Raw genomic sequence first — 18,672 nt, 5'->3', positions numbered from 1 at the left:
CCGGCCGGCGGTCGGTCCCCGCCCGGGGGACGGACCGCCGGCCGGGCGTGGGCGGCTCAGCCGACGAGCGGGCGGACGTCCCACAGCCAGACGTCGTCGACCCGTTGCGCCGGGCCGAGCAGGGCGGTCATCAGGTCGCGCAGGACCGCCTCGCGGGGGTGCGCGCCGAGGACGACCACCGACGCCTTCCAGAAGCGCAGGTCCTCGACCGCCTGGCGGCGGTTCTCGTCGGTCAGCGGCGGCAGCGTGCCGGAGTCCATCGTGGAGTAGACCAGGGTGCTGGTCGGCCGGTTCGGGGCACCGAAGACGCCCTCGCCGTCGGCGTTCGGGCCGATGAAGTAGCCCCCGGGAATCGGGAACGCGTGCCCGGTCAGCGCGCTCCACCGCAGGGTGGGCAGGCCGTGCACGTTGCTGGGGATCGGCACCGGCACCAGGGTCCGGCCCGTCGGCACGTAGGGCCGCCAGCCGCCGGCCGTGATGAAGCGCGGCGGCGGGTCGATCTGCTGGGCCGGCAGCGGCCGGGGCACCAGCGGCAGCACGGCGAGCGCGACGGCGGCGTACCCGACCGGGCGGAGCCATCGGCGCGCTCGGGCCGGCCCGGCGGTGGGGCCGGTCCGGGCCCCGGCGGCCTGCGCCGGGGCCGCCGAGCCGGTGGTGCCAGCGGACGAACGGGGGGCCGGCACCACCGGCGCGGGGGCCTGCGCGGTACGGGCCAGGGCGTCCCAGGCCAGGGCGAGCAGCACACCGAGGGCGGCGGCCACCACCAGGGCCAGCCGGGTGGGCATCATCATCTCCACCAGCGGCAGGTCGTCCGGGATGTACGACCAGGGGCCGTCGACTGTGGTCTCCGCGCCGTCGAAGCGCACCACCGGCCCGATCGAGGCGACGGTGAAGACCACCACCAGCACGGCGACGATCCGGGCCGCCAGCGACCGGCGGACCAGCAGCACCAGGGCGACCAGCGCCACCAGCACCAGTGGCCAGCCGAACCAGGTGTTCTGCTCGGTCAGGCCGACGGTCTTCTCCACCGCCTCGTCCCCGGCGACGGTGTCCCGGGCGAACGTCACGAAGGCCACCAGGTCCTCGCCCCAGTTGTGGAACACCCCGCCCTGCAAACCCCGGTAGGACTGCGGGCCGTTGAACTGGAACCAGATCGGGTACGCCGTGAGCAGCAGCGTCAGCCCGCCGCCGAGGCCGAGCGCGGCCAGGAAGCCGCCGACCCGCTGCCGCGCCGCCCGGGGACGCTGCACCGCGTACGCGGCCACCACCACCAGGCAGCCCAGCGCGGTCAGCAGCAGCATCTCCTCGTTGATGAAGATCTGGTACGCCACCAGCAGGCCGAGCACCACCCCGTCGCGCCGCCAGCTCCGCCCCGGCTCGCCGAGCCGCAGCACCCGGGCCACGATCACCGGCAGCAGGTAGTTCGAGACGAAGTTCGGCTGCCCGTTGGCGTGGTGCACGATGCCGGGCGCGAAGCCGAGGAACGCGCCGCCGACGAACGCCGCCGCGCGCGAGCGCACCAGATGCCGCGACAGCATCCAGTACGACGTGCCGGCCGTCGCCGCGAGCGCCCCGCCGAGGTAGAGGGCGTACGTCACCTGTGGCCCGAACAGCCACGTCACCGGGGCCAGCGGCAGGGTGGCGCCGAGCAGCGACGTGTTCGCCATCATGTTCACCCCGTCCGGGGCGTTCTGCCGCATGGAGAACAGCGGGTTCTCCAGGTGGCGCAGCGAGTACGCGCCGTGCGAGAAGAGCCACTCGAACCAGCTGTGGTCGGTCGGCAGGTGCGACGACACCCGGTGCTGGACGTCCCCCCAGTAGTTCAGGCACACCAGAACGCCGAGCAGCACATAGGCTCCGATGGCCAGGGCGTCGGCGCGGGTCGGTCGCTGCCGGGGCCGACGCGGTGTGCCTGTGCCCGTCCCGTCGGGTCCGGCCGGGGCGGCCTGCGCCGCGACGGGTACGGAGTCGGAGTTCAGCGAGGGGTCTACCACCGGCACAGCCACGACGGGCCATCGTACAGACATCGCCGCGTGGTGCCGGCCGCTCGGTGTTCCCCCGTGCCGGCCGGGCGGGCCGGCACGCAAACTCGGGGAGGGCCACCAGTGACCGTCATCGACCTCGGCGAGCTGCGCGGCGACGTCGAGCCGGACCCCCCGCCCCGCCCGCCAAGGGCGGTGGGCCGGCCGCTGCGGGTGGCCCTGGCCGGGGCCGTCGCCCTGCTCGCCCTGGCCTCGTCCGCGCCGCTCGTGCGGCCCGCCTCGGCGGTCATGGACGGCCGGCTCGGCCGCGAGGTCCGCATCGCCGGCGGCCGGCTGTACGTGGCGGACCCGGAGATGCCGGGCGCGGGCGGGACGCGGGGAGTGACCGCCTACGCGAACCCGGCCGGCGCGGGTAGCGCCCTGCGACCGCTGTGGCGCACCTCGGCACCCGGCGGGGAGGGCCTGTTCCAGGTGCTGGAGCACGGCGGGTTCGTGCTGATCACCGGAGGCGGGGGCCGGGACGGCGGGATGGTCGAGACGGTCGCCCTGGACGCGGCGAGCGGGAGGCAACGGTGGCGGCAGCCCGGCTTCCCGGTTCCCACCGTCGGCGGCGGGCTGCTCCTCTCCGGGGGCGGCGACGACGAGACGGCGGACCCCCTGCGCGTGGTGGACCTACCGTCGGGGCGGCCCCGGTGGTCGGCACCGGTGGACCGGGGTCGGACGGCCCACCACTACCGGGGCGCGGAGATCGACCAGGTCGTGCTGATCCCCGAGTCCGGGCGGATCGAGGTACGGGACGCCGGGTCCGGGGCGGTCCTTCGCGTTGGGGATACACGGCCGGGCGGGTACCCGAGCTCCGTCTTCGCCGGGGACCTGCTGCTGGTGAGGGCGAACAGCGGGGTCGGCGGCGACTACCGGGTCACCGCGTACGGGCTGGACGCGCTGGACCGGCGCTGGGAACTCGCCCTGTCCGCCAACGAGTACCTGGAGGAGTGCGGCGACCTGCTCTGCGTCGGAGGTCGGGAAGCCGGGCTGTCGGCGCTCGACCCGGCGACGCTCCGGCCCAGGTGGGTCAACCCGCGCTGGCAGCGGTTCGTCGCGGCCCGGGGCGGCCGACTCCTCGTGGCCGCCGACGACCGAGTAGTGGCCCCGGACCTCGCCGTGCTGGACGCCGCCACCGGGCGGACGATCGCCGAGCTGGGGCGCTGGGAGCTGGTGCTCAACCAGGGCCCGGACGAGCCGCTGTTCGGCGGCCGGCGCACCCGGGAGGGCGGGCTGCTCGTCGCCGAGCTGGACCCGGCGCGGGCGGTGGCCCGGTGGCTCGACGTGCTGCCCGACGTGGTGGAGGACTGCTACTCCAGCGGCCGGGACCTGCTCTGCCGCCGTGCTAACGGGACGCACGGCTGGAGGCGGCTGCCCCGGTGACGCCTCAAGTCACCAGTTGGGCTGCTCGGGCGGCGGGGGCAGCGGCACGTCGGGCGGGCGGATGACGTAGACGATCCCGCCGCTGCTGCCCAGCCAGGCCGCCTCGAACCGGTCCCGGTCCACGGTGCGGCGTACGCCCGCGTCGTCCGGGGCGTACGGGTCGTTGAGCACCGGGTCGCCGTCGGCGGTGAACCCGACCAGCACCACGAGGTGCCCCTTGGTGTCGTAGTCCAGCCCCGGCACGTCGCCCCGGCGGTACGCGGCGGCGAGCACCAGCGGCAGCCCGGCGGCCACGAACGCGCCGGCCTCGGCCAGCGACCGCAGCCGGGTGACGAACGCGTCCACCCCGTGCCCGTCGGCGTACGCGGTGTTGAACGACCAGTTGCCCGCCCCGTCGAAGGCCGGGTCGTAGCACTGCCGGGCAGCGTGCACCACCACCGGCCGGGGGCCGGGCGGCGCGACCCAGGCGTACCGGTCGGGGGCCGGGCCGGCACCCCAGTGGTCCAGCACCATCGAGACGCTGGTCGGGCTGCACCAGGAGTCCCCGCCGCCGCCCCAGCGCCCCTCCTGCCCGCCGAGCAGCCGCTGCGAGTACCGGGGCACGTCCAGCGTCCGGCCCCAGCCGGCCCGGTCACCCTCGATGGCCCGGTGCGTGCCGACCGGGGTGGCCGGCCGGGGGCCGGAGGCGACCGCGCCGAGCGCGCGTAGCACCGGGGTGGCGGTGCCGCCGGCCGGCCGCAGCAGCGTCACCCGGGCCTGCCAGCCGGTGACCGTCGCGCCGGTGACGACCAGGGTGTCCGTGTCCACCCGGGCGTCGGCGTCCTGCTGGCCGGGCACGGAGGTGCGGCCGAAGGGCTCGTCGTCGGCGGCCCAGCGGGCCAGCGTGTACCAGCCGGTGGCCGGGGCGTCGGCGTGCCAGCCGCGCAGCTCGACGAGGACGCCGCAGCCGTCGGGGGTGTCGGCGGCCCAGGAGGGGACCACATCGGCGACGGGGAACCCGGTGGACACCGGCGGCGAGGTCCAGCTCGCCGCGTCGTACCAACGGGTGGGGTCGTCGGGGTGGGCGAGCCGGCCGGTGGGGGCGGCGAGGACCGCGCCGGCGGAGTCCGCGCGGATCCCGTCGCCGGCCCCGGCGGCCAGGTCGGCCGGGAGCCGGAAGCGCCGGTGGACGACGTCCCGCCGGGTGGTCGGGGCCGGTCCGGTCATCGCCGCTCCCTCCGCCGCAGATCAGCGCCGGGAAGCATCCCGTACCTGAAGGTTTTTTGCAACGCCACGCGGTCGGCGGTCGGCGGTGCGGGCGGCGCGACGCCGGTTTGGTGGCCGGCACTAGGTTTGTCGGCAGGTCAGCCGGCGAGGAGGTCGGGTATGCGGGTACTGGTGGTCGAGGACGAGCGCAACCTCGCCGACGCGATCGCGCGTGGGTTGCGCAAGCGGGGCATGGCGGTCGACGTCGCCTACGACGGGAACTCGGGCCACGAGATGTCCTTCGTCACCCGGTACGACGTGGTGGTGCTGGACCGGGACCTGCCCGGCATGCACGGTGACCAGATCTGTGCCGAGCTGGCCGCCTCCGGCACCCTGACCCGGGTGCTCATGCTCACCGCCAGCGGCACGGTCGCCGACCGGGTCGAGGGGTTGCAGCTCGGCGCGGACGACTACCTGCCCAAGCCGTTCGCCTTCGACGAGCTGGTGGCCCGGGTGCAGGCGCTCGGCCGGCGGGCCACCCCGGCGGCCCCGCCGGTGCTCGCCGTCGCCGACCTGGTGCTCGACCCGGCCCGCCGGCTGGTGACCCGGGGCGGTGTGCCGGTCGACCTGACGAACAAGGAGTTCGGGGTGCTGGCCGAGCTGCTCAAGGCGCGCGGGGCGGTGGTATCCAGCGAGGAGCTGCTGGAACGGGTCTGGGACGCCAACACCGACCCGTTCACCACCATCGTCCGGGTCACGGTGATGACCCTGCGCAAGAAGCTGGGCGACCCGCCGCTGATCGAGACGGTCGTCGGCGCCGGCTACCGCACCGCCGAGGGGTCGGCGTGAGCGCCCCGACCCGGCCCGCGGCCCGCCGTCGCACCCTGCCCTGGCCGGCGCTGCGCCGCCCGGCCGTCCGGCTGCGGCCCACCCTGCGGCTGCGGCTCACCCTGCTCAACGGGGTGCTGCTGGTGGGCGCCGGGGCGATCCTGGTGCTGCTGGCCTGGCTGCTGGTCCGCGACGCGCTGCGCCCCACCGACGAGCTGGTCCCCGGCACCACCGTGCTGCTGGCCGACGGTCGGCTGCTCGACGCCGGGCAGTGGCAGCAGCAGCTCGTCGACGCGGCGTCGAACGAGCTGCTGGCCAAGGGCCTGGTGGCTCTGCTGGCGATCAGCGTGGTCGGGGTGGCCGGCGCGTACGCGGTGGCGGGGCGGGCGCTGCGCCCGCTGCACCAGGTCACCGCGACCGCCCAGCGGCTCGGCGAGGCCACCCTCGACCAGCGGATCGGCTGGTCCGGGGCGGACGACGAGGTGGCCGAGCTGGCCAAGACGTTCGACGCCATGCTGGACCGGATCGCCGCCGCGTTCGAGGCGCAGAGGCGCTTCGTGGCCAACGCCTCGCACGAGCTGCGCACCCCGCTGGCGGTGATGCGGACCGAGATCGACGTGACGCTCAGCGACGACGAGGCGGACGCCGCCGAGTACCGCCGGATGGCCACCGTGGTCCGGGACGCCTCCGAGCGGGCCAACGGGCTGGTCGACGCGCTGCTGGTGCTCGCCCGCAGCGAGGCCCAGGCCGGCCGGCGGCTGGGCCGGCGTACCGAGTGTGACCTGGCCACCGGCACTGTCAACGCGCTCTCGGCCATGCGCCGGGAGATGGAGCGGATCGGGCTGCGGGTGCAGACGTCCCTGGAGCCGGCCCCGGTCGTCGGCGACCCCGGGCTGCTGGACCGGCTGGCCGGCAACCTGATCGAGAACGCGGTCCGCTACAACCACCTGCACGGCCTGATCCGGGTGCGCACCGGCACGGACGGCCGCTCGTCCTGGCTGGTCGTCGCCAACACCGGGTTCGAGGTCAGCCAGGCCGACGTGCCGGGGCTGTTCGAGCCGTTCCGCCGGGGCGGGCAGGAACGCACCGGGGCCCGGGGTTCCGGGCTGGGCCTGTCCATCGTCCGGGCGGTCTGCGACGCGCACGGCGGGACCGTGCGGGTCGTCGCCCAGTCGGGCGGCGGCCTTGAGGTCACGGTGACCCTGCCCGCTGTCGACGCCACGCCGGTGCTGACCGGCCCGGCCCACGGCGGCGGGCGACCCACGACCGACCGGTGACGGCCCGGTCCCGCCGGCGCGGGCGGCACGTCGGCGGGCGGCCGGGGCCGCACCACGCCCCGCCGGCCCGGCGGCACGTCGGTCGGGCTGACTCGGCGCTCAGCTTTTCGTGTGCCCGGCCCGGCTGACCAGGCACGGCGGGTGCCGGGTGGGCGGGCCGGGCGGGGTCAGGTGGCCGGGCCGCGCCGGGCACTCGGCCGGTGGGGCCACGCGGTCGGGCAGAGCCGCCGGGCGGTCGGACACAATGCGCCGCCCGTGCTGGACGACCGCCGGACGATAGGCCAAGGTGTGGTGGCGCCATGTCCCACGCGGTGCGCCCAGGACCGGCCGCGCCTCAGGCCGTCCGGCGCCCGCGGCCACCCCCCGTCCGACGTGCTCCGGGAGTTGCCCGTGACCCACCCCTCGGCCCTGGCCCGCCGAACCCTGGCGGCGCTCGCCGCCGCCGCGCTGACCGTCGCCGGCCTCGCCGTCGCCGGCCCGGCGGGCGCCGCGCCCGGCCACCCCACCGTGGTCTCCACCGTCCCGTCGGCCGCGTCGCCGAACATCCAGGACGGCACGGTGTTCGCCATCCACGACGCCGGTACGAAGATCATCGCGGCGGGATCGTTCAGCAAGGTGCGCAACCGCAACTCCGACGTGGACATCACCCGTGACTACGTGCTCGCCTTCGACAAGGCCACCGGAGCGGTCGACACCGCGTTCGCGCCGACGGTCGACAACGAGGTGAACGCGGTGGCGGCCGGCCCGACCGCAGGCACCGTCTACCTGGCCGGCAAGTTCAACACGGTCAACGGCGTCACCCGGCGCAAGGTGGCCCTGGTCGACCTCGCCACCGGGGCCACGGTCACCAGCTTCGCCGGGCCGGCGTTCAACGGCCTGATCGACGACGTCGCCCTGGCCGGCAACCGGCTGCTGGTCGGCGGCATCTTCACCACCGCCGGGAACGCCAACCCGCGCGGCGGGCTCGCCTCGCTCAACGCCACCACCGGCGCGCTGGACGGCTACCTCACCACCACCCTCACCGAGAACCACAACTACGACGGGGTGAGCGGGGCCAAGGCCGGCATCGGCGCGGAGAAGCTCGCGCTCTCCCCGGACGGCACCCAGCTCGTGGTGATCGGCAACTTCAAGAAGGCCGACGGGGTGCTGCACGACCAGATCGTGAAGCTGGACCTCGGCGCCACCGCCGCCACCATCGCCGACTGGAACACCAGCCGGTACACCCCGCGCTGCTCGTACGGGGCGTTCGACTCGTACATGCGGGACGTGGCCTTCGCCCCCGACGGCAGCTACTTCGTGGTGGTCACCACCGGCGGGGCGCACGCCGGATCGCTGTGCGACACCGCCACCCGCTGGGAGGCCGCCGCGACCGGCGACGCCCAGCAGCCCACCTGGGCCAACTATTCCGGCGGCGACACCTTCCTCTCCGTCGGGATCAGCGAGCAGGCCGTCTACGTCGGCGGGCACCTGCGCTGGCTGAACAACAGCCTCGGCGGCGACTCCGCGCAGGCCGGCGCCATCGGCCGGGCCAGCATCGCCGCCCTCGACCCCGGCAACGGGCTGCCGCTGTCCTGGAACCCCGGCCGGCACCCGCGCGGCTACGGCGTGGCCGAACTGCTGGTCACCCCGCAGGGCATCTGGCTCGGCTCCGACCATTCCTGGATCGGCAACTTCCAGCACCGCCGGGAGCGGATCGCGTTCTTCCCGCTGACCGGCGGCAACGCCCCGCACCCGACCACCACCGCCGGCCTGCCCGGCAGGGTGTACCAGGCCGGGGTCCCGGTGCCCGCCCACGTGCTGCACCGGGTGAATGCCGGCGGCCCCGCCGTCGCGTCCACCACCGGCGGGCCGGACTGGAGCGCCGATGACTCCGGCAACCCGAGCACCTACCACAACGCCGGCAGCAGCACCGCGAGCTACGCCGCCGTCGGCAGCCTGGACGCCACCGTCCCGGCCGGCACCCCGGCCGAGCTGTTCAACACCGAGCGGTACGACGCCGTGGCCGCCCCCGAGATGCAGTGGGATCTTCCGGTGCCGGCGGGCACCCAGGTGGAGGTCCGTCTCTACCTCGCCAACCGGTACGCCAGCACCTCGACCCCCGGCAAGCGGGTCTTCGACGTGACCCTCGACGGCACCCTCGTCCTGGACAACCTCGACCTGGCGGCCACGCCCGGGCACAACGTCGGCACCATGCGGTCGTTCACGATCGTCAGTGACGGCAGCGTCGACATCGACTTCGGGCACGTGGTGGAGAACCCGCTCGTCAACGCCATCGAGATCGTCAAGACCGGCCCGCCGCCCACCGGCACGGGCAACGAGGTGCAGGCCCGCGCGTACGACGGGGCGGCCACGGTCGGTGCGGCGACCCCGGTGGCCAACCCGGACAACACCGCGTGGTCCACGGCCAGGGGCGCGTTCTGGGTGGGCGGCACCCTGTTCTACGCGATGAACGGCGCGCTCCAGCGGCGCACCTTCGACGGGACCACCTTCGGCGCGCCCAGCCTCGTCGACCCGTACCACGACGCGTACTGGGACACGGTGGAGACCGACTCCGGGCCGGACGGTCAGACCTACGTCGGGGTGAACAGCAACTTCTACCCCGAGATCGCGAACGTCACCGGCATGTTCTACACCGCAGGCCGGCTCTACTACACCCTCGCCGGCCAGGGCGGACTGTACTGGCGCTGGTTCACCCCGGACAGCGGCGCGGTCGGCGCCGACAAGTTCACCGTCGCGGGGGTGACCGGATTCGCCGACACCGGCTCGGTCTTCCTGGCCGGCGGCACCCTGTACCAGGTCAGCCGCTCGACCGGCGCGCTCGCCTCGACCGCGTGGGCCGGCGGCGTGCCCACCGGCGCGTTCACCACCGTCAGCGGCCCCGCCGTGGACGGGGTCGACTGGCGCGCCAAGGCCGTCTTCGTCGGCCCGTAGACCCCCGTCGCACCACGGGGTGTCCCGGCCCGGTTCCGCGTCCGCGCGGGGCCGGGCCGGGCCCGTTCCCGGGTACGCCGAAAAGAGGTTGCCCGGCAACGGCGGAGGCTGGCAAGATCGGCCGCGTCAGCCCGACGGCCGGAGGGAGGTGCGGTTGATGTCCACGACCAGTCCCGCGCCCCGCCTCACCCGCCGCTGACCTCTGCCGATCACGCGGGGCGCTCCAACTCCTTCATGGAGGAACACCGTGAGCGCACGGATCAGGAACATCAGCTTCGACTGCCACGACACCTACGCGCTGGCCGGCTTCTGGGCGGAGGTGTTCGGCTCCGAGCGGCAGCCCGACGACTTCCCCGGTGACCCGGAGGCGATGGTGATCACCCCGGACGGATCGACCGTGCTGTTCCTCCAGGTGCCGGAGGACAAGACGGTGAAGAACCGGGTCCACCTGTGCCTGGAGCCCGCCGACCGGCCCCGGGACGCCGAGGTCGAGCGGCTGGTCGACCTCGGCGCCACCCGGGTGGACGACCGGCGGCGGCCGGACGGCACCGGCTGGGTGGTGCTCGCCGACCCGGAGGGCAACGAGTTCTGCGTGTTGCGCAGCGCCGCCGAGCGGGCCGCGACGGCCTGACGCCCGGAGCGGGCGGGCCGCGACGGCGTGACCGGGCGGGTTACGAAGGCGTGACCCGCCCGACGGGACGGGCCCCCTCCGCCGCGACGGCGGAGGGGGCCCGTGTCACGCGTGGCTCAGGAGCGCTGCTCGATCTGGCCGCGCATGGTGACGAACTCGGCCTTCGCCTGGGCGCCGGTCTTGAAGTACATCACGATCATGCCGACGCTGCCCTTGTCGGCCCAGGCGCAGATGCCCAGCTTGGTGCCCTCGCTCTCGCTGTCGGCGCAGCGCGCCTCGCCGCCCAGCGGGCCCGGGTCCACCGCAGCGACGTTGCTCATGGGCAGCTCGTTGCCGCTGAAAGCGTCGTCCAGCTCCTTCTTCGGGTCGGTCAGCAGGCCGGACGCCGCGGCGATCATCACCAGGTCCTTCTTGGCCGGGTCGCCGTAGACCGCCCCGGCGGTGCTGGTCTCGTTCTGCACCGTGGACTTCATCTCGGCGATCATCCCCTGCACCGCCGCCTGGAGCTCGGGCTGGGTGGCCTTCGGCCGGCCGGCGAGGGTGGCCGGGGCGGTCACCCGGGTGTTGGTGGCCTCGACCGCGTCGCTCACGTCGTCCTTGACGGCGAACCAGGCGATCGCCCCGCCGCCGCAGCAGAGCACCAGCACCACGGCCAGGACGATCAGCACGATCTTGCCGGTCTTGGACTTCTTCGGCGCCGGCGGCAGCGGCGCGGCTCCCGGCGCGCCGTACGGCTGGCCGGCCGGCGGGTAGCCGCCCTGCTGCGGGGCGGGCTGCTCGCCGTACGGCTGCTGCGGCTGGTTCGGGTAGGGGTTGTCCGGCTGGGACATGTTCAGTCAGCTCCAGATAGTTGATCAGGAGCGGTGATCGTAGCCAGCCGGTCCGACAGTCGTTGCCCCGCCCGCCGGCTGAAGCGACGACCGCGGTGGCCGGAGCGCCCCAGGGGGACGCCCGTGCCACCGCGGTCGCGGGGGAGCGGGGCGGGTCAGGCGGGCAGGCTCGCCGCGCCGCGCGGCAGGAACCGCCGGCCGGTGACCCGCTCGCTGGTGCCGGTCCGGTCCAGGTACGGCGTGACGCCGCCCAGGTGGAACGGCCAGCCGGCGCCGAGGATCATGCACAGGTCGATGTCCTGCGCCTCCGCGACGACGCCCTCGTCGAGCATCAGCCGGATCTCCTGCGCCAGCGCGTCGAGCGCGTTCTGCCGCACCTGCTCGGCGGTCAGCGGAGCGTCGCCGACCACCAGCAGCTTGGCCACCTCGTCGTTGATCTGGTCGTCGACCACGATCGGCTGGCCCGCCTCGGCGATCCGCTTCAGGTTCTCGCTGACGGCGAACCGGTCCGGGAACGCCGCGTGCAGCGTGCCGCCCACGTGGTACGCCACGGCCGGGCCGACGAGCTGGAGCAGGGCGAGCGGGCGCATCGGCAGGCCCAGCGGGTCCAGCGCGGCGTTCGCCACGTCCAGCGGGGTGCCCGCGTCCACGGCGGCGAAGACGGTGCCGAGGAAGCGGGTGAGCAGCCGGTTCACCACGAACGCCGGGGCGTCGGAGACCAGCACCGACGACTTCTTCAGCTGCTTGCCGACCGCGAACGCGGTGGCCAGGGCGGCGTCGTCGGTGCGCTCGCCCCGGACGATCTCCAGCAGCGGCAGCACGGCGACCGGGTTGAAGAAGTGGAAGCCGACCACCCGCTCCGGGTGCTCCAGTTCCTCGGCCATCGCGGTGATCGACAGCGACGAGGTGTTGGTGGCGAGCACCGCCTCCGGGGAGACGATCTTCTCCAGCTCGGCCCAGACCTGCTTCTTGACGTCCAGGTCCTCGAACACGGCCTCGATGACGAAATCGGCGTCCGCGAACGTGGCCTTGTCGACCGAGCCGCCGACCAGGCCGTACAGCTTGGCGGCCGTGCCCTTGTCCATCCGGCCCTTGCTGACGGCCTTCTCGATCTGGGTGTGCACGTAGGCCACGCCCTTGTCGACCCGGGCCTGGTCCAGGTCGGTCATGACGACCGGGACCTGGAGGCGGCGGGCGAACAGCAGCGCGAGTTGGCTGGCCATCAGGCCGGCGCCGACGATGCCGACCTTGGTGACCGGGCGGGCCAGGCCCTTGTCCGGCGCGCCGGCCGGTCGCTTGGCCCGCCGCTGTACCAGGTCGAACGCGTACAGCCCGCTGCGCAGCTCCTCGGAGAAGACCAGGTCCGCCAGGGCCTCGTCCTCGGCGGCGGTGCCGGTCGCGAAGTCCGCGTCCTTCGCCGTCTCCAGCAGGTCCAGCGCCCGGTACGCGGCCGGGACCGCGCCGTGCAGCCGCTGGTCCAGCGTCTGCCGGGCGAAGTACAGCACGCCGGCCCACATGTCCTTGTCGACCTCGGGCCGGGTCACGGTGACCTCGCCGCGGACCACGCCGGCGGCCCACTCCAGGGACCGCTCCAGGAAGTCCGCCGGCTCCAGCAGCACGTCGGCGATGCCCAGCTCGGCGGCCTGCTTCGGCCTGAGCATCTTGTTCTGCATCAGCGGGTTCTGCAGGATCACCTGGGTCGCGGCCGGGATGCCGATCAGGTTCGGCAGGAGCTGGGTGCCGCCCCAGCCGGGGACCAGCCCGAGGGAGACCTCGGGCAGTGCGAGCGCGGAGGCCCCGCCGGACAGGGTCCGGTAGTGGCAGTGCAGGGCCAGCTCCAGGCCGCCGCCCATCGCCGCGCCGTTGACGAAGGCGAACGTCGGGACCTGGCTGTCCCTGAGCCGGGCGAAGACCCGGTGGCCGAGCCGGCCGATCTGGCGGGCCTGCTCCCGGTCGGCGAGCTGCGGCAGGCTGGTGAGGTCCGCCCCGACGCAGAAGATGTACGGCTTACCGGTGACCGCGACGAACGCCGGGTCGGCGGCGAGGGCAGCGGTGATCGCCTCGTCCAGGCTGGTCAGCCCGCCCGGGCCGAAGCTGTTCGGCTTGGTGTGGTCGAAGCCGTTGTCCAGGGTGATCAGGGCGGCCGGCCGGTCCAGCCCCGGCACGTTCACCTGGCGCAGCAGCGCCCTGGTGACCACCTCGTTCGGTGCGGCGAGCGCGCTCACTTGTTGCCCTCCTGTCCAGCCTCGACGGCGGAACCGGTCCAGTTCGGATTCTCCCAGATGACCGTGCCGCCCATGCCGATGCCGATACACATGGCGGTGAGGCCGTAGCGGACCTCGGGATGCTCGGCGAACTGCCGGGCGAGCTGGGTCATCAGCCGCACGCCCGAGGAGGCGAGCGGGTGACCGACGGCGATCGCGCCGCCCCACGGGTTGACCCGGGGGTCGTCGTCGGCGATGCCGAAGTGGTCGAGGAAGGCGAGCACCTGCACGGCGAACGCCTCGTTCAGCTCGAACAGGCCGATGTCGTCGATGCTCAGGCCGGCGATGCGCAGCGCCTTCTCGGTCGACGGGATCGGGCCGACGCCCATCACCTCCGGCTCGACGCCGACGAAGCCGTACGACACCAGCCGCATGGCGATCGGCAGGCCCAGCTCGCGGGCGGTGTCCTCGGCGGCGATCAGGCTCGCGGTGGCACCGTCGTTCAGGCCGGCGGCGTTGCCCGCGGTGACCTTGCCGTGCGGGCGGAACGGGGTCTTGAGGGTGGCGAGCTTCTCCAGCGAGGTGTCCCGGGGCGCCTCGTCGACGGTGGCCAGCCCCCAGCCGCCGTCGGCGTCGCGGATCGCCATCGGCACCAGGTCGCCCTGGAGCTTGTCGTTGGCGTACGCCTTCGCCGTCTTCTGCTGCGAGGCGAGCGCGAACGCGTCGGCGCGGTCCTTGGTGACCTGCGGGACCCGGTCGTGCAGGTTCTCCGCGGTGGCGCCCATGACCAGCGCGGACGGGTCGACCAGCTTCTCCGCGACGATCCGCGGGTTGGGGTCGACGCCCTCGCCCATCGGGTGCCGGCCCATGTGCTCGACGCCGCCGGCGATCGCGATGTCGTACGCGCCCATGGCGATGCCGCCGGCCACGGTGGTGACGGCGGTCATCGCCCCGGCGCACATCCGGTCGATGGCGAAGCCGGGGACGGTCTTGGGCAGGCCGGCCAGCAGGGCCGCGGTGCGGCCGATGGTCAGGCCCTGGTCGCCGATCTGGGTGGTGGCGGCGATGGCGACCTCCTCGACCCGCTCCGGCGGAAGCTGCGGGTTGCGGCGCAGCAGCTCGCGGATGCAGCGGATCACCAGGTCGTCGGCGCGGGTGTTGGCGTACATGCCACCCGCCTTGCCGAACGGGGTGCGGACGCCGTCGACGAAGACGACATCCCGGACTTCACGGGGCACTTGAGCCTCCTTATCGACCAAAATCCGGCCTCCGTGCCGACAGGCGGCACTGCGGACCGGATGAAGGTCGCCGGCACGGGCGTGGTCCCTCGGATGCTACTCGCCAGTAACCATGCCCGGCACCCACCCCGCTGTGTCCCACCCCACAACCGCCCCACCCCTCGCCGCGTGATCAAGAGAATTGCGTCAGCGGAGTGGCGGCCCCTGACGCAAACCTCTTGATCAACGGGGAGAAGTGGGTCAGGAAGGTGGGGGGGCCAGGGCTGAGGTCAGCTCGTTGCTCAGGAGGCTGATCTGCCATTCGCGGGCGCCGAAGCCGCGCAGCGTCTCGGCCACCGTGTCCTCGGTGACCTCGTCCGGCGGGGTCCAGGCGAGGCGGCGGACGGAGTCCGGGGTGATCAGGTTCTCCGGCGGCAGGGTGTGCGCGCCGGCGATCCGGACCACCACCTCCCGGCACCGGGCCAGCCGGCCGGCGGCCACCGGGTCCCGCTCAGCCCACCGGTGCGGCGGGGGCGGCCCCTCCACCGCCGGGGCGACCGGCAGCGCGTCCTCCGGCAACTGCCGGGCGTCGTCGAGGGCCGCCAGCCAGGTGCGGGCCAGCCGGCGCACCGACCGGCCGCCGAACCCGGGCAGGGTGAGCAGGGTCTTCTCGTCCCCAGGGTCCAGCTCCGCGGCGGCCACGATCGCCGAGTCCGGCAGCACCCGGCCAGGCGCGGCGTCCCGGCGGGCGGCGATCTGGTCCCGGGCGTACCAGAGGGAACGGACCCGGGCCTGGGCGCGGGCGCCGCGCACCCGGTGGATGCCCGAGGTGCGCCGCCACGGCTCCGCGCGGACCCGGGGCGGGCGGGCGCCATTTCGCACCAGGGCGGCGAACTCCTCCGCCGCCCAGGCCGACTTGCCCTGCCGGGCCAGCTCCGCGTCGAGGGCGTCGCGCAGGTCGGTGAGCATCTCCACGTCCAGGGCGGCGTAGGTGAGCCACGACTCCGGCAGCGGGCGGCTCGACCAGTCCGCGGCCGAGTGGTGCTTCTCCAGGGTGAAGCCGAGTAGCTGCTCGGTCAGCGCGGCCAGGCCGACCCGCTCGAAACCGGCCAGCCGAGCGGCCAGTTCCGTGTCGAACAGTCGCCGCGGGCGCAGCCCCAACTCGGCCAGGCAGGGCAGGTCCTGGCTGGCGGCGTGCAGCACCCACTCGACGTCGGCGATCGCCGCGTCCAGGGTGCTCAGGTCGGGCAGCGGCAGTGGGTCGATCAGCGCTGTGCCCGCACCGGCCCGCCGTAGCTGGACGAGATAGGCGCGCTGGCTGTAGCGGTACCCCGAGGCGCGCTCGGCGTCCAGGGCCACCGGGCCGGTGCCGGCCGCGAACCGGGCCACCACCTCGGCGAGCTCGGCCTCGGTGGCCACTGGCAGGGGGGTGCCGTCGTGGGGGGCGGTCAGCGGCACGGGCTCGCTGCCGGTCGGTTCGGGCCCCGCGTCCACCGGCTCCGGCGCGGCCGACGGCGGGTGGCGCGGCGCGTCTCCGGTACGGCTTTCGGCGGCCCGACGGCGCAGGGGTGGTTCGTCGGTCACCTGACAACCCTAGTGCGCCGGGTGATCCGGCGCGCGCAGCCGGGTAGGGCGTGTGTCGGTGCCGGCGACTTGACCCGACGTGGCAGGGTCGGACACCGGGGGAGACAAAGCGCGACAGCGCAGGTACGGTCCTTCGGGCCGCCGACCGGTGACGAACCCGCGTCGGCGGGGGCAACGGGGGCGTCTACGGGGAGGTCGTGGCGATGACGACGGCTGGGTACGGTCCGACAGGCGCGGGGCAGGGATCCGGCGATGGTTCCGGAGGCGGTTGGTCGGACCCGGCCCGTACCGCCGAGGCAGGGGACGGCCCGGCCCGCCCCGGCCCGCTGCCGCCACGGATCGTCCCGCCCCGGGGCACCGCCGCCCCCTACCCGCCGCCCGCGATCCCCGGTCAGGCCCCTGTCCCTGGTCAGGGCCCCGTCCCCGGTCAGGCCTCCGTCCCCGGTCAGGCCGCTTGGGCTCCGCCGCCGAACGCCGGCCCGTGGGGTGGGCCGGCGCCGGTTCCCGGGCAGTACCCACCGGTGCACGGGCAGCAGCCGGCCCCGCCCGCCGGCCCGGTTACGCCACCCTCGGCCCCCGGCCCGGCGTACCCGCCGCAGGGCGGGTCGGCCCCCGGCTGGCCTACCCCGACCCCGCCCGCCCGGCCCGCCCGGGGCCGCGCGCTCACCCTGGTCGCGCTGGGGTTGGCCGTGGTGCTGGCCCTGGTGGTGGGCGTGCAGGCGTACCAGATCCATCGGCTCTCCGACCGGCTCTCCGGGACCGACCAGCGGCTGGCCGCCGGGCAGCGGGGCGACGGCACCCGACTCGACGATCTCGACCAGCGGACCCAGACCCTGGAGCGGCAGGCCGGGGCCCAGTTCAACCCCGAGGCGGTGGCCAGCGCCGTGCTGCCCAGCGTGTTCCGGGTCCGGGCCGGGCAGTTCACCGGCACCGCGTTCGCGGTCGGCAAGCCGGCCGCCGGCGGCGGGACGAACCTGTTCACCAACTTCCACGTGGTGGAGTCGGTCTGGGAGAGCGGCGGCCGGGAGGTCTTCCTGGAACGCACCGATCAGCGCTACCCGGCCACGATCGTCAAGGTCGACGAGGCCAACGACGTCGCCCAACTGCGCACCACCAGCAAGTTCACCGGCCTGGTGACGGCGTCCGCGGCGGTCAAGTCCGGCCAGCAGATCGTCGTGGTCGGGGCCCCGCTCGGTCTCCAGGACAGCGTCACCACCGGCGTGGTCAGCGCCTTCCGCGAGGCCCAGCAGGGCTCGGGTCCGGTCATCCAGTTCGATGCCCCGATCAACCCCGGCAACTCGGGTGGTCCCGTGATCAACGGCCAGAAGCAGGTCGTCGGGATCGCCACCGCCAAGGCCCGCGACGCCGAGGGCATCGGCCTCGCCGTACCCATCAAGGTCGCCTGCGACGGCTTCCGGATCTGCTGAACCGGCTGTCGTTGCCTCGTACCAGCCCGGTCCGTCGCCGTCGTCCGGCCGCGGGCCAGTCACCTGGAGGATGAGATATGTCCCAGCCACCGAGCGGGCCCGGGGGCCAGCCGCCCTACCCGCCGCCGGCCGGCCACGGCCAGCCCGTGCCCCAGCAGTATGGCCCGACCGGCCAGCCGGCCGAGTCGACCCGGCAGTTCACCCCCGGCCAGTACGGCAGCCCGCAGCCCCCGGCGGAGCCGACGCAGCAGTTCGGCCAGTACGGTGCCCCGCAGCCCTCGGCGGAGCCGCCGCAGCAGCCGGGCCAGTACGGCGCCCCGCAGCAGCCGGGCCAGTACGGCGCCCCGCAGTCCGCCCCGCCCGCGCCGGCCTACGGTCAGCAGCCGCCGCAGTCCGCCCCGCTCGCGCCGGCCTACGGTCAGCAGCCGCCGCAGTCGGCCCCGCCGTTCGGGCAGCAGGTCTCCACCCCGCCGGTCTCCGCCCCGGGGTACGCCCAGCCGATGTCGGTGCCCCCGGCCTCCGGTCCGGGCTTCGGCCACCCGATGTCCGGTTCACCCGGCGTGCCGCCGTACGGCCCGACGGCGCCCTCCCCGGGCAAGGGCCGGCGCAGCGTGCTGGTGCTGGCCCTGGTGGCCGGTCTGCTCTTCGTCCTCGGCGGCGTGATGACCGGCCTCTACGTGACCAAAGGCAACGAGCTGGACCGCACCGAGCAGCGGCTGACCGCCCAGGTCAGCGAGCGGGACGGGACGATCACGGCGAACAAGACCGAGATCGACAAGCTCAAGAAGGACCTGCAGGGCGTGCGGGACAAGCTCTCGAACACCGAGCAGGACCTCACCGGCACCCGCAACGACCGTGACGAGCAGGCCCGGCAGAAGAAGGTCATCGCCACCTGCCTGGACAAGCTCACCACCGCGCTGACCGCGGCGGCTGCGAACAACAAGGCCGCGTACGACAAGGCCACCCAGGGGATGAACAAGGTCTGCGACGAGGCCGAGGACTACCTCTAAAAACGGGTGCGCCCGCCCGGGCCGGGGGGCCCCCCCCCCCCCCCCCGGGGGGGGGGCCCCCGGGGGGCCCGGCCCCCCCCCCCGCGGGGGGGCCGCGGCGGGGCCCGGGGGGGGGGGGGGGGCGGCCCGGGGGGGGGCCCC

Annotated in this window: 12 protein-coding genes and 1 pseudogene; 7 read left to right on the top strand and 6 right to left on the bottom strand. The window is 74.6% G+C overall.

Annotated elements, in window-relative coordinates; genetic code table 11:
• Window positions 1-56: 56 nt before the first annotated feature.
• Window positions 57-1,904: pseudogene (locus tag ACFYZF_RS04990) on the bottom strand (hypothetical protein); the annotation flags it as partial.
• Window positions 1,905-2,105: 201 nt separating this feature from the next.
• On the opposite strand from ACFYZF_RS04990, the gene ACFYZF_RS04985 reads away from it, so the two are divergent.
• Complete coding sequence (locus ACFYZF_RS04985; RefSeq protein WP_387016168.1) at window positions 2,106-3,407, top strand: PQQ-binding-like beta-propeller repeat protein; 1,302 nt, start codon at window positions 2,106-2,108, stop codon at window positions 3,405-3,407.
• Between the two features lie 9 nt (window positions 3,408-3,416).
• Here ACFYZF_RS04985 and ACFYZF_RS04980 read toward each other — a convergent pair whose 3' ends face one another.
• Window positions 3,417-4,613, bottom strand: a complete 1,197-nt coding sequence (locus tag ACFYZF_RS04980) for a C39 family peptidase (protein ID WP_387016166.1) — start codon at window positions 4,611-4,613, stop codon at window positions 3,417-3,419.
• 159 nt (window positions 4,614-4,772) lie between these two features.
• Here ACFYZF_RS04980 and ACFYZF_RS04975 point away from each other — a divergent pair, with 159 nt between their 5' ends.
• From ACFYZF_RS04975 to ACFYZF_RS04960, 4 genes are all read left to right on the top strand, one after another.
• Window positions 4,773-5,441 carry a response regulator transcription factor gene (locus tag ACFYZF_RS04975; RefSeq protein WP_387016164.1) on the top strand — a complete coding sequence of 223 codons (669 nt, stop codon included), beginning with the start codon at window positions 4,773-4,775 and terminating at the stop codon, window positions 5,439-5,441.
• Window positions 5,442-5,512: 71 nt separating this feature from the next.
• On the top strand, window positions 5,513-6,697 hold the full coding sequence (locus tag ACFYZF_RS04970; protein WP_387017084.1) for a sensor histidine kinase: 1,185 nt from the start codon (window positions 5,513-5,515) through the stop codon (window positions 6,695-6,697).
• A 390-nt stretch (window positions 6,698-7,087) separates the two neighbouring features.
• Window positions 7,088-9,628 carry a malectin domain-containing carbohydrate-binding protein gene (locus ACFYZF_RS04965; RefSeq protein ID WP_387016163.1) on the top strand — a complete coding sequence of 847 codons (2,541 nt, stop codon included), beginning with the start codon at window positions 7,088-7,090 and terminating at the stop codon, window positions 9,626-9,628.
• Between the two features lie 247 nt (window positions 9,629-9,875).
• Window positions 9,876-10,259, top strand: a complete 384-nt coding sequence (locus ACFYZF_RS04960; protein ID WP_387016161.1) for a VOC family protein — start codon at window positions 9,876-9,878, stop codon at window positions 10,257-10,259.
• A 116-nt stretch (window positions 10,260-10,375) separates the two neighbouring features.
• Here ACFYZF_RS04960 and ACFYZF_RS04955 read toward each other — a convergent pair whose 3' ends face one another.
• The 4 genes from ACFYZF_RS04955 to ACFYZF_RS04940 all read right to left on the bottom strand — a co-directional run bounded on the left by ACFYZF_RS04955 (window position 10,376) and on the right by ACFYZF_RS04940 (window position 16,094).
• Window positions 10,376-11,089, bottom strand: coding sequence for a hypothetical protein (locus tag ACFYZF_RS04955; protein WP_387016159.1), 714 nt, complete (start codon window positions 11,087-11,089; stop codon window positions 10,376-10,378).
• A 155-nt stretch (window positions 11,090-11,244) separates the two neighbouring features.
• Window positions 11,245-13,314, bottom strand: a complete 2,070-nt coding sequence (locus ACFYZF_RS04950) for a 3-hydroxyacyl-CoA dehydrogenase NAD-binding domain-containing protein (RefSeq protein WP_387016157.1) — start codon at window positions 13,312-13,314, stop codon at window positions 11,245-11,247.
• The gene (locus ACFYZF_RS04945; protein WP_387016156.1) at window positions 13,311-14,531 is read right to left on the bottom strand and encodes a thiolase family protein; all 1,221 of its coding nucleotides are present in this window, start codon (window positions 14,529-14,531) and stop codon (window positions 13,311-13,313) included. Before ACFYZF_RS04945 ends, ACFYZF_RS04950 begins: the two co-directional genes overlap by 4 nt.
• Before the next feature lie 240 nt (window positions 14,532-14,771).
• The gene (locus ACFYZF_RS04940; RefSeq protein WP_387016155.1) at window positions 14,772-16,094 is read right to left on the bottom strand and encodes a ribonuclease D; all 1,323 of its coding nucleotides are present in this window, start codon (window positions 16,092-16,094) and stop codon (window positions 14,772-14,774) included.
• A gap of 203 nt (window positions 16,095-16,297) precedes the next feature.
• On the opposite strand from ACFYZF_RS04940, the gene ACFYZF_RS04935 reads away from it, so the two are divergent.
• Together ACFYZF_RS04935 and ACFYZF_RS04930 are read left to right on the top strand one after the other, a co-directional pair.
• Window positions 16,298-17,521 carry a trypsin-like peptidase domain-containing protein gene (locus ACFYZF_RS04935; protein WP_387016153.1) on the top strand — a complete coding sequence of 408 codons (1,224 nt, stop codon included), beginning with the start codon at window positions 16,298-16,300 and terminating at the stop codon, window positions 17,519-17,521.
• 77 nt (window positions 17,522-17,598) lie between these two features.
• Window positions 17,599-18,531 carry a hypothetical protein gene (locus ACFYZF_RS04930; RefSeq protein ID WP_387016152.1) on the top strand — a complete coding sequence of 311 codons (933 nt, stop codon included), beginning with the start codon at window positions 17,599-17,601 and terminating at the stop codon, window positions 18,529-18,531.
• Window positions 18,532-18,672 lie beyond the last annotated feature (141 nt).

The sequence above is a fragment of the Micromonospora sp. NPDC001898 genome, from assembly GCF_042891255.1.
In the GTDB taxonomy this organism is placed as follows: Bacteria; Actinomycetota; Actinomycetes; order Mycobacteriales; family Micromonosporaceae; genus Micromonospora.
This window is presented reverse-complemented; position numbering and strand designations above follow the sequence as displayed.

Coding starts and splice junctions, on each gene's coding strand:
- ACFYZF_RS04980 (WP_387016166.1), bottom strand. CDS start 4,613: ATGACCGGACCGGCCCCGACCACCCGGCGGGACGTCGTCCACCGGCGC.
- ACFYZF_RS04975 (WP_387016164.1), top strand. CDS start 4,773: ATGCGGGTACTGGTGGTCGAGGACGAGCGCAACCTCGCCGACGCGATC.
- ACFYZF_RS04955 (WP_387016159.1), bottom strand. CDS start 11,089: ATGTCCCAGCCGGACAACCCCTACCCGAACCAGCCGCAGCAGCCGTAC.
- ACFYZF_RS04935 (WP_387016153.1), top strand. CDS start 16,298: ATGACGACGGCTGGGTACGGTCCGACAGGCGCGGGGCAGGGATCCGGC.
- ACFYZF_RS04930 (WP_387016152.1), top strand. CDS start 17,599: ATGTCCCAGCCACCGAGCGGGCCCGGGGGCCAGCCGCCCTACCCGCCG.